The 24,375-nt window shown below is 40.0% G+C and carries 32 protein-coding genes; 15 read left to right on the plus strand and 17 right to left on the minus strand.

Features of this window, described 5'->3' with window-relative positions; genetic code table 11:
- The 9 genes from ACFIJ8_RS08100 to ACFIJ8_RS08140 form a co-directional block, all read right to left on the minus strand.
- Complete coding sequence (locus tag ACFIJ8_RS08100; RefSeq protein WP_041581411.1) at positions 1–384, minus strand: hypothetical protein; 384 nt, start codon at positions 382–384, stop codon at positions 1–3.
- Between the two features lie 41 nt (positions 385–425).
- Positions 426–1,883, minus strand: coding sequence for a hypothetical protein (locus ACFIJ8_RS08105; protein WP_375639347.1), 1,458 nt, complete (start codon positions 1,881–1,883; stop codon positions 426–428).
- A complete protein-coding gene (locus tag ACFIJ8_RS08110; protein ID WP_375639348.1) occupies positions 1,883–2,581 on the minus strand; it encodes a hypothetical protein in 699 nt (232 codons plus the stop codon). Before ACFIJ8_RS08110 ends, ACFIJ8_RS08105 begins: the two co-directional genes overlap by 1 nt.
- Positions 2,582–2,653: 72 nt before the next feature.
- Positions 2,654–3,112 (minus strand): hypothetical protein, encoded by a 459-nt coding sequence (locus tag ACFIJ8_RS08115; protein ID WP_375628468.1) that lies wholly within the window; start codon positions 3,110–3,112, stop codon positions 2,654–2,656.
- Positions 3,113–3,131: 19 nt separating this feature from the next.
- Positions 3,132–4,274, minus strand: coding sequence for a N4-gp56 family major capsid protein (locus tag ACFIJ8_RS08120; protein WP_375627856.1), 1,143 nt, complete (start codon positions 4,272–4,274; stop codon positions 3,132–3,134).
- A 98-nt stretch (positions 4,275–4,372) separates the two neighbouring features.
- Entirely contained in the window at positions 4,373–5,284 is a 912-nt protein-coding gene (locus ACFIJ8_RS08125) for a hypothetical protein (protein ID WP_375628472.1), read from the minus strand.
- Positions 5,285–5,295: 11 nt separating this feature from the next.
- Positions 5,296–7,350, minus strand: coding sequence for a portal protein (locus ACFIJ8_RS08130; protein WP_375639349.1), 2,055 nt, complete (start codon positions 7,348–7,350; stop codon positions 5,296–5,298).
- On the minus strand, positions 7,335–8,660 hold the full coding sequence (locus tag ACFIJ8_RS08135) for a PBSX family phage terminase large subunit (RefSeq protein ID WP_375639350.1): 1,326 nt from the start codon (positions 8,658–8,660) through the stop codon (positions 7,335–7,337). Before ACFIJ8_RS08135 ends, ACFIJ8_RS08130 begins: the two co-directional genes overlap by 16 nt.
- The gene (locus tag ACFIJ8_RS08140) at positions 8,641–8,955 is read right to left on the minus strand and encodes a hypothetical protein (protein ID WP_015856329.1); all 315 of its coding nucleotides are present in this window, start codon (positions 8,953–8,955) and stop codon (positions 8,641–8,643) included. The genes ACFIJ8_RS08135 and ACFIJ8_RS08140 overlap by 20 nt, the downstream gene beginning before the upstream one ends.
- A 299-nt stretch (positions 8,956–9,254) precedes the next feature.
- On the opposite strand from ACFIJ8_RS08140, the gene ACFIJ8_RS08145 reads away from it, so the two are divergent.
- Complete coding sequence (locus tag ACFIJ8_RS08145; protein WP_375639351.1) at positions 9,255–9,863, plus strand: hypothetical protein; 609 nt, start codon at positions 9,255–9,257, stop codon at positions 9,861–9,863.
- 63 nt (positions 9,864–9,926) lie between these two features.
- Here ACFIJ8_RS08145 and ACFIJ8_RS08150 read toward each other — a convergent pair whose 3' ends face one another.
- From ACFIJ8_RS08150 to ssb, 3 genes are all read right to left on the minus strand, one after another.
- Positions 9,927–10,154, minus strand: a complete 228-nt coding sequence (locus ACFIJ8_RS08150) for a DUF6290 family protein (RefSeq protein WP_007346764.1) — start codon at positions 10,152–10,154, stop codon at positions 9,927–9,929.
- Between the two features lie 96 nt (positions 10,155–10,250).
- The gene (locus ACFIJ8_RS08155) at positions 10,251–10,745 is read right to left on the minus strand and encodes a hypothetical protein (protein WP_375639352.1); all 495 of its coding nucleotides are present in this window, start codon (positions 10,743–10,745) and stop codon (positions 10,251–10,253) included.
- A 53-nt stretch (positions 10,746–10,798) separates the two neighbouring features.
- A complete protein-coding gene (gene ssb / locus ACFIJ8_RS08160) occupies positions 10,799–11,242 on the minus strand; it encodes a single-stranded DNA-binding protein (protein WP_375639353.1) in 444 nt (147 codons plus the stop codon).
- 187 nt (positions 11,243–11,429) lie between these two features.
- On the opposite strand from ssb, the gene ACFIJ8_RS08165 reads away from it, so the two are divergent.
- Together ACFIJ8_RS08165 and ACFIJ8_RS08170 are read left to right on the plus strand one after the other, a co-directional pair.
- Complete coding sequence (locus ACFIJ8_RS08165; protein ID WP_252619286.1) at positions 11,430–11,711, plus strand: type II toxin-antitoxin system RelE/ParE family toxin; 282 nt, start codon at positions 11,430–11,432, stop codon at positions 11,709–11,711.
- Positions 11,712–11,727: 16 nt separating this feature from the next.
- Positions 11,728–12,021, plus strand: a complete 294-nt coding sequence (locus ACFIJ8_RS08170) for a HigA family addiction module antitoxin (RefSeq protein WP_004856691.1) — start codon at positions 11,728–11,730, stop codon at positions 12,019–12,021.
- A 67-nt stretch (positions 12,022–12,088) separates the two neighbouring features.
- On the opposite strand, the gene ACFIJ8_RS08175 is transcribed toward ACFIJ8_RS08170, so the two are convergent.
- From ACFIJ8_RS08175 to ACFIJ8_RS08190, 4 genes are all read right to left on the minus strand, one after another.
- Entirely contained in the window at positions 12,089–12,604 is a 516-nt protein-coding gene (locus tag ACFIJ8_RS08175) for a hypothetical protein (RefSeq protein WP_375639354.1), read from the minus strand.
- Positions 12,605–12,661: 57 nt separating this feature from the next.
- A complete protein-coding gene (locus ACFIJ8_RS08180) occupies positions 12,662–13,180 on the minus strand; it encodes a hypothetical protein (RefSeq protein WP_375613834.1) in 519 nt (172 codons plus the stop codon).
- The gene (locus ACFIJ8_RS08185; protein ID WP_375639355.1) at positions 13,122–14,204 is read right to left on the minus strand and encodes a DUF1376 domain-containing protein; all 1,083 of its coding nucleotides are present in this window, start codon (positions 14,202–14,204) and stop codon (positions 13,122–13,124) included. The genes ACFIJ8_RS08180 and ACFIJ8_RS08185 overlap by 59 nt, the downstream gene beginning before the upstream one ends.
- Before the next feature lie 511 nt (positions 14,205–14,715).
- Entirely contained in the window at positions 14,716–14,982 is a 267-nt protein-coding gene (locus ACFIJ8_RS08190; RefSeq protein ID WP_375637121.1) for a helix-turn-helix domain-containing protein, read from the minus strand.
- An 87-nt stretch (positions 14,983–15,069) separates the two neighbouring features.
- Here ACFIJ8_RS08190 and ACFIJ8_RS08195 point away from each other — a divergent pair, with 87 nt between their 5' ends.
- The 12 genes from ACFIJ8_RS08195 (at position 15,070) to ACFIJ8_RS08250 (ending at position 22,844) form a co-directional block, all read left to right on the plus strand.
- Positions 15,070–15,423, plus strand: a complete 354-nt coding sequence (locus tag ACFIJ8_RS08195; protein WP_004859838.1) for a helix-turn-helix domain-containing protein — start codon at positions 15,070–15,072, stop codon at positions 15,421–15,423.
- Positions 15,424–15,696: 273 nt separating this feature from the next.
- Entirely contained in the window at positions 15,697–16,071 is a 375-nt protein-coding gene (locus ACFIJ8_RS08200) for a hypothetical protein (RefSeq protein WP_375639356.1), read from the plus strand.
- Between the two features lie 66 nt (positions 16,072–16,137).
- Positions 16,138–16,500, plus strand: a complete 363-nt coding sequence (locus ACFIJ8_RS08205; protein ID WP_375639357.1) for an antA/AntB antirepressor family protein — start codon at positions 16,138–16,140, stop codon at positions 16,498–16,500.
- Between the two features lie 15 nt (positions 16,501–16,515).
- Positions 16,516–17,244 (plus strand): Rha family transcriptional regulator, encoded by a 729-nt coding sequence (locus tag ACFIJ8_RS08210; protein WP_375639365.1) that lies wholly within the window; start codon positions 16,516–16,518, stop codon positions 17,242–17,244.
- A 12-nt stretch (positions 17,245–17,256) separates the two neighbouring features.
- Positions 17,257–17,664 carry a hypothetical protein gene (locus ACFIJ8_RS08215; RefSeq protein ID WP_375629903.1) on the plus strand — a complete coding sequence of 136 codons (408 nt, stop codon included), beginning with the start codon at positions 17,257–17,259 and terminating at the stop codon, positions 17,662–17,664.
- A gap of 122 nt (positions 17,665–17,786) precedes the next feature.
- Positions 17,787–18,557, plus strand: a complete 771-nt coding sequence (gene bet / locus ACFIJ8_RS08220; protein WP_375639358.1) for a phage recombination protein Bet — start codon at positions 17,787–17,789, stop codon at positions 18,555–18,557.
- Between the two features lies 1 nt (position 18,558).
- On the plus strand, positions 18,559–19,182 hold the full coding sequence (locus tag ACFIJ8_RS08225) for a lambda exonuclease family protein (RefSeq protein ID WP_375639359.1): 624 nt from the start codon (positions 18,559–18,561) through the stop codon (positions 19,180–19,182).
- Between the two features lie 110 nt (positions 19,183–19,292).
- A complete protein-coding gene (locus ACFIJ8_RS08230) occupies positions 19,293–20,141 on the plus strand; it encodes a hypothetical protein (RefSeq protein WP_375629912.1) in 849 nt (282 codons plus the stop codon).
- A complete protein-coding gene (locus tag ACFIJ8_RS08235; protein ID WP_375639360.1) occupies positions 20,138–20,749 on the plus strand; it encodes a hypothetical protein in 612 nt (203 codons plus the stop codon). Before ACFIJ8_RS08230 ends, ACFIJ8_RS08235 begins: the two co-directional genes overlap by 4 nt.
- A gap of 3 nt (positions 20,750–20,752) precedes the next feature.
- Positions 20,753–21,475 (plus strand): hypothetical protein, encoded by a 723-nt coding sequence (locus ACFIJ8_RS08240; RefSeq protein WP_375639361.1) that lies wholly within the window; start codon positions 20,753–20,755, stop codon positions 21,473–21,475.
- Positions 21,476–21,549: 74 nt separating this feature from the next.
- Positions 21,550–21,798: a hypothetical protein gene (locus tag ACFIJ8_RS08245; RefSeq protein ID WP_015857131.1), complete on the plus strand. Its 249-nt coding sequence runs from the start codon at positions 21,550–21,552 to the stop codon at positions 21,796–21,798.
- A gap of 2 nt (positions 21,799–21,800) precedes the next feature.
- Positions 21,801–22,844, plus strand: a complete 1,044-nt coding sequence (locus ACFIJ8_RS08250) for a tyrosine-type recombinase/integrase (protein ID WP_375629921.1) — start codon at positions 21,801–21,803, stop codon at positions 22,842–22,844.
- 590 nt (positions 22,845–23,434) lie between these two features.
- Here the strand turns inward: ACFIJ8_RS08250 and ACFIJ8_RS08255 are convergent.
- On the minus strand, positions 23,435–24,375 hold a 941-nt coding region (locus ACFIJ8_RS08255; RefSeq protein WP_375639362.1), incomplete at its 5' end, for a phage late control D family protein.

Consider the following 24,375-nt stretch of genomic DNA (forward strand, 5'->3'; position numbering starts at 1 on the left):
TTAAAGCTGCTTTCTATATTCTAAAAGATTAACGAAATATCCATGCGATTTAAGAGATTTTTCCCACCCTCGCCTGCCTATGATGACAAGCTCTTTTGCCCCTTTTTTCTTGTAATAGGCTTCAATCTGAGTGATAAGCTTTGTTAAGGGCGCTCCTCCCTTTCCACCAAGCGTGACAATAACCGCCCTTAATGCTCCAGTGACGAGTTCCTGTAACTGTGTTGTGACATGCGCCATAAAGTTTTCATGCGCATCAACGATAATCCAAAGAACTTTTTCTCCCTTCAAAATATCGTTTAAAATGGTCTCTGTATTATAATCATCAGGGAATTTTTGATTAAAGTAAGCTATCGATTTTATGACATTCTCAAAATAGGGCGCCATTTGTTCAGCGCTCCATTTTTCTGTATTATAGATCTTAAAACTCATCTTATGCCCGCGGGTTTGAGCGTTACATCAAAGCCTGTTATATGCGTCCATGGCGTGCCTTCTGGTATTCTCAGACGCAAAGCGTGATAACGCGCCCGTGAGCGGATATTATACATCCCAATATTATAGCCGGCATAACGCTCTTTAGCCCAATTTAATTGGTTCTTGTTATCAATGATAAAAGCCGCCCCAACACTTAAAAAACCTTTTGTTGTATCCGCTTGAACAAAAGCCTCACTCATCAGGTTGATTTGCCTGCCCGTATCCCCCACAATTTGTGAAGCAATAACTGCTTCCATCGGAGGACCTGCAAAAAAACCAAATGTGTTGTCTGGCGTAAAGGCTCCCAAAACAGGCGCACCATTTTGCCACATTTTACTATCAAGAGAAGCTGGTAAATCTTTCAAGCTCTCTTGTACTTCGTCTAAGCCTTCTAATGTATAACCGGCTGCAAAAAGGGGAAATAAGAGAAGGTTCTGCCCCTTAATGACACTCCATATTTGTAAGAGCCAATCATAAACATAAATATGCATCCCTTCGGTGTTATCATTGATAGAAAAATAAACACGAGAATAGACCGGATCAATACATGCCCTCATCTCATCAATGGCAAAGTTATTGTAAAGTGTGAAGATAGTTTTATCGACTTTTCCAAAGCCAATAGGGAGCATTTCACCAGCACTGTTGATTTGATAAAAACCATCATCAGATGCAAAGAAAGTACAGTCTCCACGGCTTGCAATTGCTGTACTGCTTTTCGCCCCTATTTTGTCTTTTATTTTTGCAAAACTGAAGATAATTCTAGAGCCTGGTACAAAGGTTGCGTGATAAATGGCGGAACGCATGAAAATAAGTGGATTTGTTGATTCCGTAGATCCTTGAACATATTCTCCATCGGGAAAATCTTGATAATCGCAACTTTTCTCCCCAACTGTCCAATGGGTTGCATCATTGAGACCTGACCACTGAACACGGTTTGGCTTATCTGTTAGTTGCATCAGACAAACAAAATCACCCCACACACGCACAAGTCCAGCACGCGGGGGATTACCGCCCACATCACAAAACTTTTCCTCCGTTTTTAACGAAAGCATTTGTGGTGGGTCATTGCTATTAACAGCAATGATATGATCACCAAAAGAAGCAAAAGACCAAAGCGCAGTCTCATTGGCGTGATATTGTGTGTGAGGTTTGCTAATGTCTTTCCAGCCGCGCGTGCTGTTGTCATATTCATAAAGCTTTGTTGGTGCCCCCACAATGATGCGCACACCACCCAATGAGCGCACCGCATAGACCCCCAAAATCACATCCGGAAAAGGATCTGAGACCGGTGCAACCATAGGAAACGGAATATACGAATTTTGTGCAGGCAAAACATTCACTATCTCATGAGAATAACCGCTATTAATAAATGCGGTGTCTGGTCTATATTCAGCAATGGGGATAAACGTCATCAGAAGTCCGTGTGTTGAATTTTGAACAGATTTTTGCGCCGCGAAGTCTCAATTCTCAATGCATCTAACTGTTCTTGGAACATGGCAAAAGCTGCAGCTGCCATCTGTGGTTCTTTAATAATATTGGTATAAATTTCATATTTTGCACGCGTTTTGATCAGTTCATAGGCTTCTAAAAACCATATGGACGCTTCTTGTGCACTCTCAATATCTTTTATTCTTATAGGGTCAAGAATAAGCCTGATAGAATAAACTCGGTCTGGTGTTGGATACAAGACAAGCTTTTGTTCAAAATAAGCATAGCGTGTAGGCATGCCATGGCTACAATCATCCTCAAGATTCTCAATAACAAGAGGATCTGTATGCAAAAGCTTTGATTTGCTATGATTATCCTCATAAATATAAGCATCAACAATTCGAACAGCCCCTGTTATAGAGGAATGTGCCTCTGCGCCATAACGGCTTTTGCCCTTTAGAGTGGTAAAAACAACTTCACGGCTTTCATTGAAATAAAAAGGCAATCGTTCACAAAAGCGAATAGCCGAAAATATCGCCCTTTGCACTTGATCAACATACTCATCTGTTTGATCATCTATTTCATCCTGAATATCGTTTAACATCTGGATAAAATTTTTATCCCAAGGAGCAATGGTCTGTTTGTCTCCAATCGGACCACCTGTCTGTACTATTATTGTCATATCACCCTCTTCCAAATGTCTTGGGGCATCTTCTATGGTAGGGGGACGCAAGCAATAAACGCCCCCTTGCCTTTAACGATTGGTGTAAAACTCAACAATCACCTCAGCATCACCTTTGGTGCTTTGCTTGTCTCGTGTCATGTAAATCGTATTTTCAGCTTCTAATGGAACATCTCGTTCCTCCATGGGTATGTACACATTGCCATTGTAAGATTGATTAAGCTTTGTTTCTCCATAATCATTACCATGAGGCTCTTTTCCAAATGTAGCCGTTACATCTTCAAAATCCTCTATGGTATAAGCTATAATACTTTTGATAAAAGCCCCTCGGGGTAGAACGCCAATTTTCGTTATCAACCCTTGGTCTGTACATTTAATACGCGCCCGTAAAAAACTAACCTGCTGCGTAGAGTTGTTACGTCCCTGCAAAACAGGTGGCAATCCCTCATCTATCATGCCAACGGTTTCAACAGTCTCAACGGTCTCAACGGTTTCAACAGGTTCCTGTGTAATTAGCGATTTTTCTGCCATAATTGTCATCCTTTAATAATTAGCTTGCTTCAGCAAAAGAAGGGATGACAATGGTACCAAAATCCTGTCCCCCTTGATCAGAATGAGGCAAGGTGTAGCGTGATTTTTTCATGCCGATAATGGTTTTAGCTGCAACCCCAAATTCACGTTGATAATCAAACAGTTCTTCAACAAGTTTATAGCGTGTTCCCCCTTTCCCATCGCCTCCTGTTGCTCCATTGCCAACGCGCCCATAAGCCATGATAACACTTTGCGCACCAAGCAACACAGCACGGCGAACAGATGTTACAGGCTCTTGTGTCTTTGAATTGATACCATTGGGGACATGTTCAGCTTCACGCAAAATGACACCGTTATACATCCCTAAAGAACCATTAAAAATTGGGTTCTTAGCTCCAGAGCCATCATAAGCTGCCTTGGTAATGTCTAACCATTGACCACTCTTTGTATTGGTACGCAATTGGGTCACCTGTGTTGGGTGGAGATACATCACATATGCCGATTTTCCTTCAACACGAACAGGGCGCAAACGTGGATTAGCAAGTTTAGCGCGTTCAACAGCCCGATCTATAAGATCTAATGTAAAAACATCGTCTTTTGTAAGTTCTTCATCAGTCTTTTTCTTAGCTGGGCGAATAATACGCAGTTTGCTTGGCTCTAATGGAGCATTAAAACCATAATGTACGGGTTTAAGGGTTATGCTGCGTCCTTCGAAGTGAATCCATGGTGCTGTATAACCTGCTGCCTGAATGAAGAACATCAAACTTAAGCGATCTGCATACCAATCAACAAGCCCATCTTTTGCTTCCTTACGCAAATTAAAGGGAACACGTTGTTGATCAATAGAGCCTTCATATTTGATGCGCACAGCATGAGTAAGCTCGTTGATGCGCACCTTTTCATTCATAAATTGGAGGGCTTCTTCATTGCCTTCCAGCGTTTGTCCCTCGCTAACGCCATCCCCCATAAGTTGGACTCTTAATCCGCTCGTCACAGAGTCACCAGCGGATTTTCCTAGCACATCCAACACTTGGATAATGCTGTTTTTGCTCTCCCCCATCAGCGGTGCAATAGGCAACGCTTTTGAGGTCTCTGTGTTTAGCATCTTAGCCCAAACTCCAACGGCTAATGGGTCATTGAGCTTTACTTCTGTTACTGCCATTTCAATTAATGCCTTTCTTGGTTTTTAAAACTCGCCTTGCGGCACCCCCAAACGATAACAATCACTTGGTTCTCTCTGTCGCGCCATTGCGCACATCTTCATGCTCTGCTCATAATTTGTTCAAATTTTTTGGGATTTTTCTCAACCCATGCTGCAAATTCTGCTTCCGGCATGGAAAAAAGCGTTCTCACATCCATACCGCCTGTTGGAACTTGCCCGCCGCGCGCTGTAAGCGTCCGCGCTGCTTGAGAGCGCTCTTGAAGGGCTCCCACTTCGTCCTTAACTGGCGCTCCACTATAGCCAAAAGCTTTCGCTTTTTGCACCAGCACCTCAATTGGATTTATACCGGCTTTCTGACACTGCTGGCATATTTGGCGCAATTCAGCACCAATTTGTTGTTGCCGTGCCTCTGGGTCTTTCCATTGCGGATAAAGGCTTGCTTGCGCTTGTAAGACACTGTCTGCTCTTTCATAGAGATAGTCCGTGATACTGTCTAAATCTGGATATTTATCTTGTACTTGCGCTTTGGCTTCCTCGAAATAATCCCCCAACTTTTGGCGTTCATATTCCTCTTGACTCATGCGCTCTTGGCTCTCTCTCATATGAGAAAACTCATCAAGCAATTTCTGTTGTTCTTGTACCTTATGACTAAGCCATGCAAAATGTGCTTTTGGGTCGTCTTCTAGGGAGGGAATATTTTCCTCACGGCGGCGCGTGATTTCTTCCTGCATTGCGGCATATTTTTGCGCAAGTTCAATAGCCAATTCACGCGCTTCAATGGCGCTTTGTTCTGCCTTTTGGCGTGCTTGCCGCTCTTGCTCTAGTTTATCAGATTCTATTACATCAGAATTTGGCTGCTCTTGAAGTGGTTCTACAGCTGGCTGTTCAGAACTTTCCTCTGCATCAAAAACTTCCTCAACTTGTTCTGGCTCGACCAACTCAACAGCATTATCACTGGCAAAATGTTCATCATAGATTGCTTGTTCTTCAGGCGTAAACTCTTCTTCCATATTCTGTCCCTTCAACGTGCTATTATATTTTTTGTCAAAACTCGATAGTGTTCCAACTGTGCTTGTAAAGCTTTGCGTTCTAAATCACGCTGCGCTATCTCATTTTTTGCCTGTTGCAACTCAAGCTGCATGCGTGCTTGTTCTTGTTTTAAAAAAAGTTCGATATTTTTCTGCTGCAATGCCGCTTGTTTCTGCTGCGCATCAAGTTGATAGAGTGTGCTCTTTGCTTGCGCTTCCTGCTGTAAAACAGCAATCTTTGCTTGTTGCTCTGGAGTTAATTGCGCCCCTTGGCTTTGTTGCATCATCTGTTGTTGCTGTTGTTCTTGTTGTGCCTGCTGTGCTTTTGCCGTTAAATTTGCTACCAATGTTGCCGGTAGTGGGGAAAGCTTTAAAAGATCTGGAATCATCTCCGGTGTTAAGAAACCACCAAGCAACGGCAACATCTGCGTAATTGCCGCAAAAGTTTTCTCTTTTTCATTGGGGCTTGTCGGTGAATCATCAACAATAATGTCATACTCAAGCGTCGTAACAGCTTCACGCGTCAACGGCACATATTGGGCATTCTCTTGTCCAGAAATACGTACCAAACGCCCATCAGAGAGATAATTCTGAATGAGATAAAGGATAATCTTTCCCTGCCTACACCGATAAAGCTTGAGATTATCAAACAACCCCGCAAGCAAATTAAGCGTTGATTGCCGGCGTGTATTTTCCAACACATTGGCTTGGTTGACCTCCCGTGTTCCAATAAACTCGGCCGATAACCCTGTTACATGCGTTATCGCTTCACGCGATTCATTAAACAGCTGGAAAAATCCATTGGGAAATTGTGCACTTGGCTTTGGTTGAATTTTCCCTCCTGTAAGCGCGCCATTTTTAACCCAAGTAATCGTATCCGTTCGCGCCCAGCTTTCTAACGCTTGGCGATCATCATCGAAAGCGCCTCGTTCTGCCATCAAACCGCCCTTAGACTGGCTATTAAGGATATACATCACTTGGCTAAAATATTTATTCGACCATTTTTGTGGGTCTTTTGCGGGGCGAACAACCCCATAAAATTGCCGTTCTATCTTGTCAAAATATCCCGTTATACACTCCCAACCCAATTGACCAGCTGGAACCATAGGTTGATCGGGGGATTCAAGCAGCTTTCTCCCTAAAAAAGCACGCCTTACAACCTTTTTATTGAAAGCTGCCCCTTGAATATTAGGCATCATGCATTGAAGCTGTTTAAATTCTTCCTCGCTATAATCACGAAGTTCTCCAGTGCTTAAATCGGGCGCTTTATAATATCGCTCGCTTTCAAACCAACGGCATTCAACCAGCGTAACATAGCGTTTCCCAGAACACGGCTCTGAGAGAGAAGACACATTGGAGTCATCATGATACGCATCAAGCGACACATGAGAATCCTCAGAAGCGGTTGTACTATCGATAGCCCAATCGGCGTTAAGATCTTCAACAGCAACATCAGGAAAAAGACTTTTCGCATCCTCAACGGATTTGCGATCAACATACCACATACGCTGTGCGTCAATGAGATTTGGTCTTACAGCATTGGCATCCCAAACCATTTTTAAAGGATCTAAACGTTGAACAGCAGGTATCCCTTCGGGATCTGTATCATAATCAAGCCGCGTATCTGTCCAGCCCATACCGCAAATAACCATATCCTGAAAAGCATCGGAATCGGCATATTCCGCCTCCGCCTCATCACGAAACCATTCTGCTGCTCCAGTAAGCAATTCATTGGGTATTGCTGCTCCCATTTGCCGTGGTTGAAACTGTACTTCGCGCTTATTATTACGCTCCGCCCCAACAATAGCATTCACAAGGGGTGCAATGCGGTTAAAAGTCATGACAGGACGGCGTTGCTCTTTTAAAACCGCAAGATCTTCCTCTGCCCATTGACGACCATTATAAAAATCAAAATCTTCACGCGCCTGTTCACGCCATTCATTAACATGTTCAATATCTTCTGCGTACCAAGACTTTAAACGCTTATAGATTTCATATTCATCGAGGATTGTCGTTTTTTGAAAGTCTTGATCTAGAATGCCATCCATGATGCCGCTTCTCTTTCCATAGTGCAATAACGCTCTTGCTTGGGTTTGACACTAGGTGCTTCATAGACAATGCACATTAAACCAAAGGCATCCGCCCCATGGCTCGACCAATCATGCTCTGCACCCAAACCAATGCCGCGCTTCTCATCCCATTTCTCGTGATACCAATTCAGTACTTTGCGCCCTGCTACCGTCATCTCTTCATTGAACCAAACAGACGGCAAAATACGCCGCACCGCCTCTATTCGCATTTTCACAGCGCCTGCCCCTTGATTAGGGATCACTTGCGTTTCAAAACCCGCATCATTTAAAGCACTCTCAAAACTCACATTGTGCACACGGTCTCTGGTCGCACCGTCATGTGGGAGAACCATCAATGCCTTCTCATAACCATTTTGACGCAACCAACCGATATGCTCCGATAATGGTTGTCCTTGTGCTTCATAATAATTAAGCACTCTGATTTCTCTACCAACAAATTGCGCTATCCATATCGCTGTGGCATCTGCCTTAGCACCCGTGCCCCCAATATCCCAAAAGGCGCGTATCTGCATTAAAGGATCACGAGCAACGCGCCCTATCCGCCCCTCCTGCTCGGCTGCCAACATTTCCTTTTGATAATAAGCGCCTTGAACCGCTGTAAGATAAGCCCCTTCCCAGATATGCTTATAGGTCTCTGGACGGTTTCTCAGATCATCCAATCGCGCTTCATTCAAGATCTTGGGAAACTTCGGATTGTCTAACCAGTTGATCTCAACACGCTTGATTGCCTCATTGTCTGAAAAGCGAAACCGCTTCTCAACGGGGGCATTCTCTCGAAGAGGGTTCCATGTCACCCATAACTCTGCTCTCCACCCCTCTCCCTCTTCACGCAAAGTCGGTATAAGCGTTTGCCAAGCTGTCTCTGTAACGGGCTCTGCCTCATCAACCCAACAAAGCAAAATACGCCCCATAGACTTGATACTGGCTATATTGCGGTCAAGACCAGAAAACTGAAAGGCTATACGACCATCAATTGACTTAATCGAAGATTCCCCAACCTTGTAATAGTCCTTTAAAAAGTCATGCGCTTCAATGGCGCGCTTAATTTCCTCCAATGAACTTTCTGCCAAAGAATTCTGAAACTGACGTGCACAAAGAATAGTGCCCGATATCCCTTGCATACCAAATTGATAGCCTTTTAAAGCAGCCATCAAGGCAAATGATCTTGTCTTTCCAGACCCTCGTCCACCCCAAGCCGCTCGTACCAAAGCCTTACCTGTAAAAATCGGTATAAGCTTTGGTACAATATTAATCTGTCGTGTTGTCATTGACCAAAGGCGCGATTTCTACACGCGTTATCATCTTAATGGCTCCCCCATCTTCCCCTGTCACTTGAAGAGGCAAAATCTTCCCCAACAATGCCAAATAAGCAGCGGGGCATTTGATTGCCTGTTTTTCGAGATAAGAGATCAAACCATCATCACCATATTTCTTACCAGCGCGCTCTGCTGCCTTAAGCACTGCTTCTTTCAAAATACGTGTCGTTTTATTTGGCACGCCTTTTACCCGCCCTTGACCTGCCTTTGGGGGCGTTCTTTTTGCAAGTTTTTCAGTGGTTTTCATGTGTGTTTCTTTTTGTAAACAAGACAATAAAAAAACCCCGCAAAAGCAGGGCTCTGAATAATCAGATAAACTTATAAGAAAGGTTATACCTTTACCGTAATTCTAGACGCAATTCGACTAGTACAGCAACGCCATAAAACACTATTTTTCATATCCTGTCAACAAAAAAATCACGATATTGTGTGTTTTTTATTTTTTTCACCTAAATCTAGTGTCGTTAACAACCAACCACTCACAATTGTATCTTCTAAACGAATCAATTATATGACTAGAAACTAATAAAAAGCGGGGGAGAAACTATGGAACCAATATCAATATATTTGGGTGCAATAGTAGAAATAATTAATATACTATTTATATCAGGTTCTCTATCTCTTCGAGTTTTGACAGCAATATCGATTATTTCTATTTTCTGGTCAATCTTTAGATATAGATTTTCGACGCCCTACTGGGAAATAGGTGATAATTATTGTTATGATAGTAGTGATTTCACGCACGTACTGATATCTATAGCTATAATATCTACAGGAATCCTTCTCTACGAGTCCTTAGATGTGGGAATAATAGTACTTGTAATTACAATACCAATCATGCTGTTTTTGTTTCTTTTGTATGTAGAGATCGAAATCACAATTTGCCTAGTAATAGGAATCGCTATACTTCATTTTTTCGGAGTCCCAACAACAATTTTGTTAGTAATAACAATCTTCCTTGTTGGTCTGTATGAGTTTTTAGCATCAAAAGGATTTAAAAGTTTTTGCGATACTCATAATAATCTAGTTAATTCCTATAATTCAGTGCTAAAAGACCGTGACAATGCTGTTAGGGAACGAGATGAGGCGATTGAAGAACGGGACGAATTAAAAAAGAAACTCAAACATTTAAATTACTCAGATGATTACTTTTAAATCAACACAGCGACAAGCTTTTGTGAAAATATCTGTCCAGCCTTTGCTTCAGTTTTCTAACACCTAATCGTCCAAGCCAAGCTCTTTCCTCACCTCTTCAGAGCTATAAAAAGTACCCTCTCCCCTTCGAACGCGCTCTCTTACTTGTGAAGCTAAATAATAATCCTCTGCTTCCTCTATTCCACGTTCAATAATCTCACGCAAATAAAAAGACTTTGTACGTCCTGTCTTAGCAGCTAAATTATTCAAACGTGTTTCGAGATCACTTGGCAATCGAATAGATATCGTCATAACACAATCCTCATATTTGTATTCACTGTAATACAAATATAACGAATTGTACAGAAAAACGTTTCGCGTCATAGCGAAAGAAACAACATACAACATTTACCATTTAGTTTTTCTGTCAAAATATTTATGAAGCGCGTTAAGAGCGACCCGCAATGAATTCACAAGATGTGGTAATGTTTGGTCTTCTATAACAATATATTGTATTGCTGCATAAAGATTATACTGTCTATAGAGATGTTGTGTTTCTTTTATCGCCTCTTGCATATTAGAAAACTGTTCTGTTGCAAATTCAACCCATTTTTCTCTTGCTTTGTCATCAGAAGATGATGGTATTTCATCATAAACAGCGCTTGGTAAACCTTTTGCACACAAATAGTCATTTTTTACTTCAAGATATTTTTGCGCAGCATCATACTGGTCTTGAGTAAGCACACCTTGCAAACAAAGCCGCCCAACATAAGTACCAGCAAGCGGATTTTTAGCCTCTTCAATCGTCAAACCAAAGCGTTTAGCACGCATTTCAATTGCCAATTGATTAACAGGATCTTGACGTACTTTCACTTGTGAAATGTAAGCATCTTTCTTTTTCATACATCCCCTAATCTGTGGGAGCCCACATGTTTCTCTTTGTTATATTTTATCAATCAAAATGGTATGCTGTCATTAAGAGAGGTACTATGATCAGCAGCACCTGAAGCGATAGCATAATTTTGAGAAGTAATAGATGAAGGGGCAGATTGCTCTTTCTTTGTATCAAGCAAATACAACTCGCCTTTGAATTGCGGTAAAATAATCTCTGTTGTGTAACGGTCATGCCCATTTTTATCTTGCCATTTGCGTGTCTGTAATTTTCCTTCTACGTAAACTTTTGAACCTTTGTTTAGATATTGAAGTGCAATTTTTGCCAAATGTGGATTAAAAATCACAACTGAATGCCATTCTGTTTTCTCTACTTTTTGATTGGTTTTTTTATCCGTATAGCTTTCAGAAGTTGCTATACTAAAATTGACTACTTCTGTTCCAGAATTCATTGTTTTGCTTTCGGGATCAGCACCTAAACGCCCGATTAACATCACTTTATTTAGCATGTTTTTTTACCTTAAACTTGTATTTTAATACATACAAAATCCTAGCATGATTTGCATATTTTTTCAATTATTTCAAAAGGATATTATTGTTTTTTAACATATAAAATTATGTTTTAAAGCGCTCTTTGATAAATAATCAATTGACATAAATGCATGGTGTATAGTATCAAGTATCAAGAGGGTATATATGGCAATCGTTAGTTTTAAGCATAAAGGGTTGAAATTATTCTTTGAAAGAGGAGTCTGCAAAGGCATACAACCCGCGCATGCTAAAAAATTAGCAAACATTTTAGTAATTTTAGATACAATATCCGCGCCTGAACAAGTTACTCTTAAATCGTATCGTCTACATGCGCTTACGGGCGATTTAAAAGGTTACTGGTCAATGCGTGTCAATGGAAATTGGCGTGTTACCTTTCGTTTCATTGGGACAGACGTTGAACTGGTTGATTATCAAGATTACCATTGAGTTTTGAGGTGTTATTATGATGTACAATCCTCCACACCCTGGCGGCATTTTGAAAGAAGAATTGCTTGATGAATTAGGGTTAACAGTAACAGAAGCTGCAAATCGTCTTGGCGTTGCACGTTTAACTTTATCCCGCGTCTTAAACTGCCATGCAGCGATTAGCATTAATTTAGCTTTACGGTTAGAAAAAGCGGGTTTAAATGATGCGGAATTCTGGCTTAAATTGCAACAAAAGCATGATTTGTGGCAAGCTCGGCATAACAGCCCAATCCCACATATTTCACCTTTAGAGCAAGTAGGGCATCTTTAAAATCAAGCAGCCCACGATAGTTTTTTATGCTCTTGTTGATTTTATCTATAAACGTTCGGAAATTTTACTATGGCTTTTTAACTGAGCACTGTAGTGTGTAAATAGATATATTTATTAAACTGCGTGTATGTAACATAAGAAACAATACACAAACTAAAAAGGAATACCAAAGAGCAATATCTGAGTACCAAAGTATAGTATCCAATGAAAAAGAAAGCTTGTACTCCACGTACTTAGAAATAATAGGTAAAGAGACCGTTTCTTTATAACTACTTGGGAAAATTAAAACGACAAGCGCTACACTTATTAGCTTTAAAAGTCGGTGCATATATTGTTGTAAATCACGTGTTAGTTTCACCCAACCTGTTGTATTTCCGCATTTGTATTTTGGGTTGTTTTGCAACTCAGAAGGAGTATTGGAATTGCATAAAATTGCAAAAACCGTTGTGACTATTACCAAAGAAACAGATGCAAATATCAAAATACTTTGAATAAAGTAGGGATTTTTTTTTATTCCTAAAAAACATAAAAATATAAAAGTTATAATGCCACACAAGGCTCTTAGCTGCTTATCTGTAAACATATTTATTTCCTACGGTATCTTTTTATCGATTTAAACACATGCCTAATCGTAAAATCATCAGCACTTTTCACTAGTTTGCTGCGGACCAAAGCGTTTCATTATCCCACCAATGCCATTTAAAGTTTCTTCAAGCTCTTGCTTGTGAACAAGCGTTATAGGCGTTGAATGCTCTTTCTCTGCTTGTTCTTTCAACTCCTTTTCACGGAATCTCAAAACAGCATTGCGTACAAAATTGGCTTTTCTCAAAAGACTGTTTTCTAAATCTCGACACAACCTGACAAGTTCTCGTGTGCTCGGAAAAAACGTATCGGATAAACAATTTATTTCATCACATAAAATCCGTTTGACCACTGTCATCAGTGACCATGCAGAGACATTTTCCAAAACCATTCCATAGGTCAACGCCATTCCCTCATGGTCTGATTGTTGTGCTATTTTCAAACCACACGACAGCATGCGAATTGCTTTTGCTATATCCTCTTTACCTGCTTTCACTGCGAAGAGCTCTTGCAATTGATCACCAGCCTCTAAAGCAATCGATTCCTGCTGTTTCGTTAATTGGCTGCCATCCTTCAAAACAAACGGACCGCTCGGAGGTATCATCGCATGAATGTGTTTCAAAATACCCTCGATTTCCGATATCAAGGAGACTGTCTGCGATACGCTCCCCAATGCTTTTTTGCTTTTGAGTGTAATTTCCATTGTTTCCACCATTGTTGTTCGTGTTTTTCGTTTTTTCTAAACCCTCGATAGCCCTGCGTACCCAGTTGCGCCATGTTGCTTGCCAATCCGTTTTGCATGCGTCCTTACCTGCCTTGGCATTCCAATAATCTCTAAATTTTGCGATTTCGACTTTGACGCGCTCTGGAGGCAAGCCCTCTGCAATGGCAAAATCGTAATCGGGTTCAAAATCCGCAGGCAATCGACAACCGCGATTAGCTTGCGCTCGTTTAGCTTTTTTGGGAACGTTCTCTTGCTCGTGAATGGGAGGTTGGTTGTCTGATGAGGTTGCGATTTGCTCTGATGTGGTCTCAACAGCAGCAACCTCTGTTGGCTCGTCAACCTGTTCGTTTGTTTCTAAACTTTCAGAACCAATTTCTTTTTTTGCTAAAACGATAGTTTTAGTTTTTTTATATATATTCTTATTCTGGTTCTTTATAGCTTGATTTTGCTTAGCGTTTGCTTCAGCAAAAAAAACGTTTTGCTTATCATTTGCTTCAGCAAAATTATTAACATGTTGTTTTGTATTGTTTTTTGCTTGTGCACCTTTTTTACCAGCCTCACTACGAACTTGCGATATGTGCTCTTTTTTATCAGAAAAATCTTTTAGCTCTTCTTCAACGCGCGTATTCCACAACCCTTTATCTGTTTGGAGAAGTTTGTTATTATTCGTTAAATATTCGACAATAGTCGCAAACTTTTTTTGTGAACAATTGCAAACACGTGCAAGCGTTTGAAAATCTGTTTTAAGTGGTTCTTTTTTTTCATACATGTAAACGAGAAGGGTTATATAAACCCCCCGTTGTTCAGATGTCATTCCATTTGTACCACTTATCCAGTCATACAAATGGAATCTTATCCATGGCATACCATTAGACATGCGCATCCCCTTCTTTCATTAAATATAAATTAGTGATCATAATCCCCCCTTAAGGCTGTTGCGTATTTATGCGTGCGCTGTGACAGAGCGCGTAGTCATAAGTTTAAAAAAATGAACTCACTCAATTCAAAAATACACTGCATGCTTCATCTCGCTGCACTAACTAAATGCGCAGATCGTGTGTATTTCTGTAAACTATCTATAAGATACTTTTTAAAACCATATGCGTCACTATATGCCCTGATAGACAATGAAGGTCCTAAAGTACTTTGAACTATCAAATTATCATTTGCATCAAGAGAAAAATTCCAATCAGAATCATAAAAAATAATTTTGCTGCCGTCTGGAAAATCCATTTCTTTTATTGAATCTTTCAAAATGTGAAAAGTGTAATATGGTCTTTGCAACACCTTTGTAGAGCTTTGCATTTTTTTATGAGAGACATAAAAACAAAAAATCGTGATTACATTGGTCGTAAAAAGCACAATAATCGTTGCGAAATTGTCCATTTTTATTTTCTTTCTTCATATTGAAGCTTCGTCATTTCATTTTGTTCACATGGCTTCATGCAAACAGTGGAACCCTTGACAAAAGAAGGCGTTGGAGGAGATTGTTCATTCCATAACGCTTCGAGAAGATATGCAACGGCTCCTCTTGAAGGAACACCATATTTTTCCCAACGCCATACTGTTGACTTGTTGACGCCTAACCGTGCTGCCATTTCTTTCAGAGTTAAATTCAGATTTTTACGTAACTGTTTTACTGCTATTTTTCCCATAAAAAATAATATGCATTATGAGTACTTAAAAGTCAAGTCGAAATGCATACCAATTATATGCAATATGAATATATTAAGGAGATAAAAATGCTTAGTAACACGATAGACCAATCTGCTAGATTAATAAAAGCGCGTTTAGCGCGTGGTTTTAGAAGTGCTAAAGAAGCAGCTAGATATTTTGGCTGGAACTACTCTAGCTATATACAGCACGAACAAGGATTAAGAGGAATATCACGGGCATCTGCGAAATATGCAAAAGCATTTAGAATTAGTGAAGGATGGTTATTAACTGGAGAGGGAGAAGGCCCCTCCTTTCCAATTCCTGCCACAAAACAAACTGTTGATGAGCAAATTATTAATCTACTGCAAAAAACAACTCAACCAGATAAAGAAACAATTCTTCACCTTTTAAATCGCCTGCATGCAGAAGAAAAAAAATAAAAGCTTTTTTTCTTTCATTACTAAATGTAGAAACCAGATGCATTATTTTGTTATCTAATTCTATATCACTTTTTATTATTTTCATAACCATTCACCTTCCCCTTTCATGAGAATCGTCATTTAGAAAAAATCTTCTTACAAAATTTTTATACCTTTAAAAATAAAATACACATAACGCATATTTTATTGTTGACAAGTATGCATTATGCGTATTATATATATTCCATAAACCACGCACAAACAATTGCCAAGAGGCGTTAGGGAGGAGAAATTATGGAAAATCCAATTCTTATAAATTCTGATGAAATTTTATTAGTTGTCTATAATGATGATCAAAACATTGGTCGGTCGGGACCACTGGATGAAAGCCAAGTTCTAAAAATTATTGACGAGGCAGATGATGCAATCCAAATCTTTCGCATCAATCCTTCTGAAAAGAACTGTGAAGACATTTCTGAAGAGATCGCAGAAGCATATGTAAAAGAAAATATCGAACGTCTCGATGAAGATAGTGAGGTTCATTACTTTATACAAGAAAGTGATGTTTACAATAGACTTTTAGACGAGATCGCAGACGAAAAATATAATGATGAGATTTACGGTACTTACGAACAACAACACCGTTTGCGTCCTTGTGATGTGCTTTAAAAATTCTAAAGGGCGCTTTTAAAAGCGCCTCCCCTTTTCCCATCAATAATTGATTAGAGTAAACTTATGACCACACATGATACTCATATTCATAGTGAAGGATATCTCACGCCTGAAAACGAGGTAGACAACAAAATCGGTTATGTCCAAATGGTCAATGCCCATGTAATGCATAGGTACTTACATTTGAAACAAGATTTTTCCACTTGGTTTAATGATTGTGTTGAAAAGCTTGATCTAAAAGAAGGCATGGATTTTGTTTTTACAAAACAAGAATGGAACAGACAGAAGATTTGTCCAAAATCTGAAATAGAAACAGATAAAACCGATAATCATTATTTCAAAATTCACGCAGCAAGGAAAATTGCTCAAGCAGAACGTCATAGAAACTATGGCAGAATATTATATAAAACCTTGTGTTTTTCTTAATTAAGGGGGGTGATGATGCGAAACTTTATTACAATACCTGAAAACAATTTTCAAAACACAACTGTTCCAACCATGTCTAGTCGTGAAATTGCAGAGTTATGCGGTAAGCAACATGCGCATATTATGCGTGATATTCGACAAATGTTAGGAGAATTATATCCTGAAGGGGGTCAATCCAAATTTGGATCCACCTATTTAGATAAACAGGGTAAGACCCAAAACTGTTACAACCTTCCTAAACGTGAATGCCTTATCTTAGTTTCGGGTTACAGCATGACATTACGTGCTAGGATTATAGACCGTTGGCAAGAATTGGAAAAGCAAGCAGTAACACCACAAATCGACTACTCAAGTCCAAAGGCTATGATTGGCTTTTTGAATTACCTACAAGGTCAAATAGATCAAAAAGACACCATCATTGAAGATTTAACACCAAAGGCAATGGCTCTTGAAAGCTTACAGCGCCATAATGGGCTTTTTGGTCTTACAGAAGCCGCTAAAATACTCGAGATGCAACCAAAACAGTTCATTCTCTTCTTACAGAAAAAAGGTTGGGTTTACAGACGAGCAGCAGGTGGAAATTTGCTTCCTTATCAAGACAAAATCCAAAAGAAACTTATGGATTGTCCAACCATCACACTTCAAACCGCAAGTGGAATAGAAAAAGTCATTCCTTGCGCAAAAATCACAGCAAAAGGAATTGGTGTGCTGTCTCAAGAGCTTAAAAGACAAACCATGCATTAAGAGGAGGTTATTATGATAAAAAAGAAATACGAACTGACTGATGAGACAATCGAAGTTAATGGCAGAACTCTCCACCGCATTCGCGCCTTACGAGACTTTGGAAACGTCGAGAAAGGCGATTTAGGGGGTTTTATAGAGCATGAGGGCAATTTAAGTCACGAAGGGGATTGCTGGGTTGGTGATAATGCATGGGTTTATGAAGGTGCCCGTGTTTATGATGATGCACAAATTTCTGATAATGCTCAGATTTTTGGTAATGCAGAAGTTTACGAGGGTATACATTTTTATGGATATACAGAAGTTTACGGTGATGTACGTGTTTTTGGTAACTGCGATGCTATATACATTGTCAATGATGCAGGTGCTTATGGGCATGTTGATAATACTGACCTCATCTCAACTAGAGAACAAACTAGATGAGAAAATACGAACGACTAATCTTATAGTCTCTCTATAAACCGTTTCTAACCACACAAACAACTTTTTAAAACATGCGTGATTCACGCCACGGGAGAATTGCGCTCAAATAGGAGGAAATCAAGATGAAAAATTCCACTCTTTTAAAAGAAATAGCAAGAAAATATGGATTTTCTGCTGAAGAATTTCAAACCACAATCATAAAAACTTGTATTGGAGATAAAAATGCTAGTGTCATCACTGATGCGGAATTTATTACTTTTCTTTTTGTTGCCAATACTTATGGACTTAATCCTTTAACTAAAGAAATTTATGTATTTCCTAAAAAAGGCGGCGGCATGATCCCTGTTGTTTCTATCGACGGTTGGATAAAGATCATCAAATCAAATCCTAACTTTGATGGCATGACCTTTCAAGATCAACTCGATAAGGATGGGAATCTCATTGCTATCAAATGTGCTATTCGTCTCAAAGGAATTAAGGATCCTATCGAAGTCACCGAATATCTCAAAGAATGCGAACAAGAAAAAAGTGAAGCATGGAAAAAATATCCAGCACGCATGCTACGTCACAAAGCCACTATACAATGTGCTCGCTATGCTTTCGGATTTTCTGGTATTTATGAAGAAGATGAAGCCGCACGTATCCATGAAGCAAACCATAGCATTCCAAAAAAAATGGTTTCTCAAGATATGATTATAAAAATCGAAGAATTAATCGAACAAACAGAAACGGATAAAAATAAGCTTCTCTCTTATGCAGAAGCAGAAGAACTAACAGATATGTCTTGTGAAAAAGCAGAATTGGTTTTGGGGCATTTGGAAAGAAGAAAAAATTTTCAAAAAGAAAAAGCTCTACAATCGCTCCCACCACAAGAGCAACAAACGGCGGTGTGAGATGGAACAAAGAACAGCAGAATGGTTTCAAGCAAGGCTAGGAAAAGTCACTGCTTCAAACGTTTACAACGTACTCAGTAAGACAGCAAAAGGTTTGCCTACAAGCAAATATGAAGACTACAAAACGAAACTCATGACAGAACGCTTAATAGAGGGAATAAGCCAATCTTATACAACACCTGCTATGCAATGGGGTATTGAGCATGAAGAAGATGCCTTAAGAGAATATGAATTCATTTATGACGCAGAAGTCACAAGATGCGGTTTTATTTCACACCCAAAAATGGAAATGGCTGGTGCAAGTCCTGATGGGTTCATTGGAGAGGACGGTTTAATCGAAGTCAAATGTCCACAATCAACCACGCATTTGCGCTTCTTTATGTATGACGAAATCAAACCTGAATATATCGCACAGATGCAATTTCAAATGGCATGCACTGGACGCAAATGGTGTGATTTCATTAGCTATAATCCAAACTTTGTAGGCAAATCTACTGGTTTGAGAATGAAAGTCAAACGCGTCCTCCGTGATGAGAAACACATTGAAGAGATCAATAAAGCGGTCGAGATTTTTTTAGGGGAAATAGAACAAGAGATGCAAAAGATTTTGGCAAAAGCTGCTTAAACATATGGGGGTGCTCTCTCCTCCCAGCACCCCCGCCCTTTCCTAACAACTTTTAAGTAATGCATGATTCACGCTACGGGTGGATTGTGCGCAAATCAAGGAAATAAACCATGGAAAAGAAATATGAACTTACTGATGAAACAACTGAGGTTGATGGCAAAACTCTCCACCGCATTCGTGCCTTACGAGACTTTGGTGGTATTAAAGCAGACGACCTAGGCGGTCTTATAGAGCATGAAGGCAACTTATCCCATGAGGGCAATTGTTGGATTTGGTATAAGGCTTGTGTTTTTGGAGATGCCCGTGTTTATGGCAATGCACTTGTTTTCGATGAAGCAAAAGTTTCCGATAATGCACATGTTTACGAGAGCGCACACGTTTTCGATGAAGCGCGCGTTTACGGTCGTGCAGAAATTTATGGAGAAGCAAAAGTTTACGGTGAGGCATGCGTTTACGGCAGGGCAGAGGTTTACGATTGTGCACGCGTTTTCGATGAAGCACGTGTTTACGATAAGGCAGAGGTTTACGGTTGTGCACGCGTTTACGATTATGCAAAAGTTTTAGAAAATGCACATGTTTACGGTTATGCATATGTTTCCGATAAGGCAGAAGTTTATGGCAATGCAAAAATTAAAGACGGACATGTGTGCGATAGTGCAAGGATTTATGGTGATGCTAAAATTTATGATCATGCAGAAGTTTACGGTAATGCATGCGTTTCCCATAATGCAGAGGTTTATGGTTATGCCAAGGTTTTTGGTGATGCCTTGGTTTTTGGCAATGCACATGTTCATGGGCGTGCAAAAGTTTACAATGATGCACGCGTTTACGATGAAGCACGTGTTTATGATAAGGCAGAAATTTACGGAGAAGCAAAAGTTTACGGTGATGCAGAAGTTTATCGTAGCGCACACGTTGATGACTATAACGCCATATCAACTGGAGAAAAGACCAGATGAAAAAATATGAACTGACAGATGAAACAATCGAAGTTGGGGGCAAAACTCTCCACCGCATTCGTGCTTTAAGGGATTTTGATGATGTTAAAGCAGACGACCTAGGCGGTTTTATACAAAAAGAAGACAATCTAAGTCATGATGGCAATTGCTGGGTAGGTGATGATGCAAAAGTCTATGGTTATGCCAAGGTTTTTGGTGATGCACATGTTTATGGAAACGCTCGTGTAGATGGTCATGCAAGAATTTATGACAAAGCCAAGGTTTATGGTGATGCTTATATTAATAACATTGCTGATATTTACGAAAATGCATGTGTTTTTGGTAGTGCATCTGTTACCGGAGAAACTAATATTTTTGGCAATGCGCAGATTTTTGGACATGCTCGTGTTTTTGCCAGTGCACAAATCTACGAGAATGCACAAGTTTCCGGTGGCGCATTTATTAGTGGAAAAGCTAAAATTTATGGAAATGCTAAAATTTATGACGGTTCATTGATTTCCATCAGAGCAAAAGTTGGGGGAAATGCCCAAATCTGTGGTTATGCATTTATTCATGGAAACGCAGAGATCATCAATGATGAAATCATCACAACGGGCGTGAGGCAATAAACCATGGAAAAAAAATACGAACTTACTGATGAAACAATCGAAGTTGGGGGCAAAACTCTTCACCGTATTCGTGCTTTAAGGGATTTTGATGATGTCAAAAAAGGAGATCTTGGTGGCTTTATTGAAAAGGAATATAACTTAGGTCATAAAGGTAATTGCTGGGTGTATGATGATGCCAAGGTGTATGAAAGCGCTACCATTTTTCATAATGCTAAGATATTTGATGGCGCTTGTATTAGTGGAAATGCTTCAGTTTATTCTGATGCACAAGTTTACAGTCGTGCTGTTGTTTACGGTAATGCCAAGGTTTCTGGTAGTGCACATGTTTTTGGTGATGCTGTTGTTCGCGACAAATCTCATGTTTGCGGTGATGCAGAAGTTTACAATGACGCACGTATTTATGGTGACGCAGCAGTTTTTGAGAATGCACGAATAAAGAATAGTGCCAAGGTTTACGACAATGCTCGTGTATATGGGAACGCAATAATTTGTGGTCCTGCTCTCATTTATAACAATGCTAAAGTTTATGGTGATGTCATTATATCATGCTCCAATTTCACGTATGAGGATGATGTTAATTATGGAAATGTTGAGATTTTTGGAGATGCAAAAGTTTATGATAGTGCTCGCATTTATGACGCAGTCAAGATTTTTAGAAATGCCGAAATTCGTGGATTAGCTAATATTCGCGGAAACACGAGAATTCCTCAAGACATAAAAATTTAACAACCAACCAGCCTTTTAACACCAGCGTGATTCACGCCACGGGAGAATTACATCTAAAATGAAGGGGAATAAACATGCCACACCGCCCACCTACTATCACGCAACCAGCTATTGCTCGTGCTTTAAGAGAAGCTAAAAAACAAGGATGTGAACTCATAGAAATCAAACCTACAGGGGAATTATTAATTCATATCAATAAAACCATAACACCAACAACGACAGATAATACTTATAGCATTGACGATTTTCCACCGCTTGAAAATGAACAAGAAGACTACGAGACCAGCAAAAGCTGCCCCTCTGTCGACGGTATAAAGTTTTAGCCATGCCAAAACGCCGTCCACCGCATCTTGTTCGTGAACGTACACGCCATGGTAAAGTTATATGGTATGTACGTATTGGTCATGGACCACGGTTTCGGATTGAAGGAACCTATGGAACGCAAGAATTTGTTGACAATTATACGCTGGCTATTAAACAAGCGCAAAATGGCTCCTCCAAAACAAAGAGGCATACCAGACTCACAGAATGGTCTTTCGATTGGTTGTTGCATCAGTATTTACAAAGCATGCAATGGCATAATCAATCAGAATCTACTAAAAAAGTTAAATATCGAATTCTGAATAATGTTTCTAAACATATCGGTGATCGTGCATATAAAAGCATAAACAAACAACACATTCTTGAAGCCGTAGATAGAAGGCGAGAGACCCCCGCGGCGGCAAAACATTTTTTGACCTCTTTAAACGGTCTCTTTAATTGGGCGGTTGATAATGCCCTTTTAAATAGAAATCCTGCCTTTAATATAAAAGCACCAAAATCTTTAAACAGTGAGGGATTACTGCCATGGCTAGAAGAGGACATAGACAAATATTATCACCGTTGGTCACATGGTACACATGAACGCGTCTGGATTGATGTTCTTCTTTATACAGGCTTGCGTCGTGGTGATGCCGTTCGTATCGGCTGGAAAGACGTCAAAGATAATATCATTTATCTCAAAACAGAAAAGAGCCAATTTAAAACAGATGTTTTTCTTCCTATTTTACCAGAACTAGAGGAAACCCTTAAAATTGGTCCCATAGGTGATGAAACATTTATTTGCGGTAAAGAAGGTAAAAAACTGACCAAAGAAAGTTTTGGTAATCTGTTTCGTAAAGCTTGTAATGCGGCGGGTATTAAAAAATCAGCGCACGGATTACGAAAATTAGCAGCAACACGTGCAGCCAATGCTGGTGCGACAGTTTCGCAAATGAAAGCGCTTTTTGGCTGGACAGAAGATAAAATGGCATCCCTTTATACCAAAACAGCTGATAGAAAACGACTTGCAATAGAAGCGATCAAAAAGCTACAAAAAAGTTCGGGATAAACATGAAAATAAGTTAAAAGAATCAATGGAATCAAAATTCCCGAACTTATATATAACCTATTGATTATATATAAATATAACGTTCCCACCCCCTCCGCCACTGTAGCTTGCCAGCGGGTTTTGTATATTTTGCCACTAGGTTTTGTACCAATTTATTTTTTCTCAAAGAGTTTTAAAGTGGTTCTCAAAGGATCTTCAAAGACCTTTCAAAGATCATTTAAAGCCTCTTTTTCTTTTCTGCTCAAAATCACAATTTGAGATGATCAATCAAATTGACTGATAATTTTTCTGTATCCTAAGCATACTATCAAAAAGAGAAAAAGCGTTTAAGCAATTCGGTCAACTTGACCAAATTGCTCTTCAGTCTGCAATTGTGCAATGTTTGCACCATTGCTCCTTTTAGGAATTGGGTAAACATTATCCTATTGCTGTACTCATGCAATTGGATCAACTTGATCCTATTTCTCGTTTTAGCAATTGGTGCAAGTTGCACCTATTCCTTACCTCCACACCAAAGTGCGAACTTTTGATTTTGGTCTCAATACTCTTCAACACCGATCAAAGGGTCAAGTCGACCCTTTGATTTTTTGTCACTCAGAGTTTTCCTTTTCTCTTGTTTTGTTTCCCTTGTCCGGTGCTTCGAGTGTAATTTCTGTGGTGTATCCGCTTTGTTTCTCATAGCAGTGGGTGACAGTGGAAGCTTTCCATGGACCATTGATTTGCATACGAAACCCTTGAAGAAGCAGAGGTTGATCCGCCATGATTTCGGGTCGCCCCTCAAGGGTCAAAGAACCACTGCCCACAGCACGACACAACCTGTCCGACTCGGAAGCAGCAGCAGCTCGTGCTTCCTCCTCACAAGTGTAACAAGTCCGTAAACGCCGCACGGGACCGCTAACCCCTGTCTGATGCTTGATGTGGCATTGCTGCCCTTGTGAGCGATCAAAATAAGCAGCTTCAATGGTGCCATATTGCGTGCGTGGCTCTAATGTGAATTCCCAGCTGGAACAGTCATGCTTATGGATGTCGAGTGCTGGTAAGTTATCTCCGCTTAAAAATAAAAACTTATTGTCCTTGATCAAAAAACGTGCCTGCATGCGGTCGGCAAGGCGGGTTAAAAAATCAACAGCCGATTGATCTGTACGAATCACATAAGGTAAAGTTTGTTGAGTGAACTGAGGACTGACCTTTGCTTGATAGCCATGGCGTTTGGCCAGTGTCTCAACAATCTCACCAACAGTTTTGTGATCAAAATGCTCACTCGCCTGTTCTTTGAGTTCTTTGCGCATCGAAGCACTTTTACCGCAAAGGCGTAAGATCTCTCCATCACTGCCCCCACAACTCACAACCGATTTGACAACAAAACGCCCCATAAAAGCACTGATGCTGTTCTCATAGCCAAAGATCACCTGCAGAGCGTTGCCCGTTTGCGGAACCTCTAAATCATTGCCACTATCATCAAACTCTGCTTCAAATGTATCGGCTTCATTACCGGCATGGTCCGTAATGGTTGCAGTTAAAAGACGCTGGT

The sequence above is a fragment of the Bartonella sp. MF74HXZ genome, from assembly GCF_042194445.1.
Classification (GTDB): domain Bacteria; phylum Pseudomonadota; class Alphaproteobacteria; order Rhizobiales; family Rhizobiaceae; genus Bartonella; species Bartonella grahamii.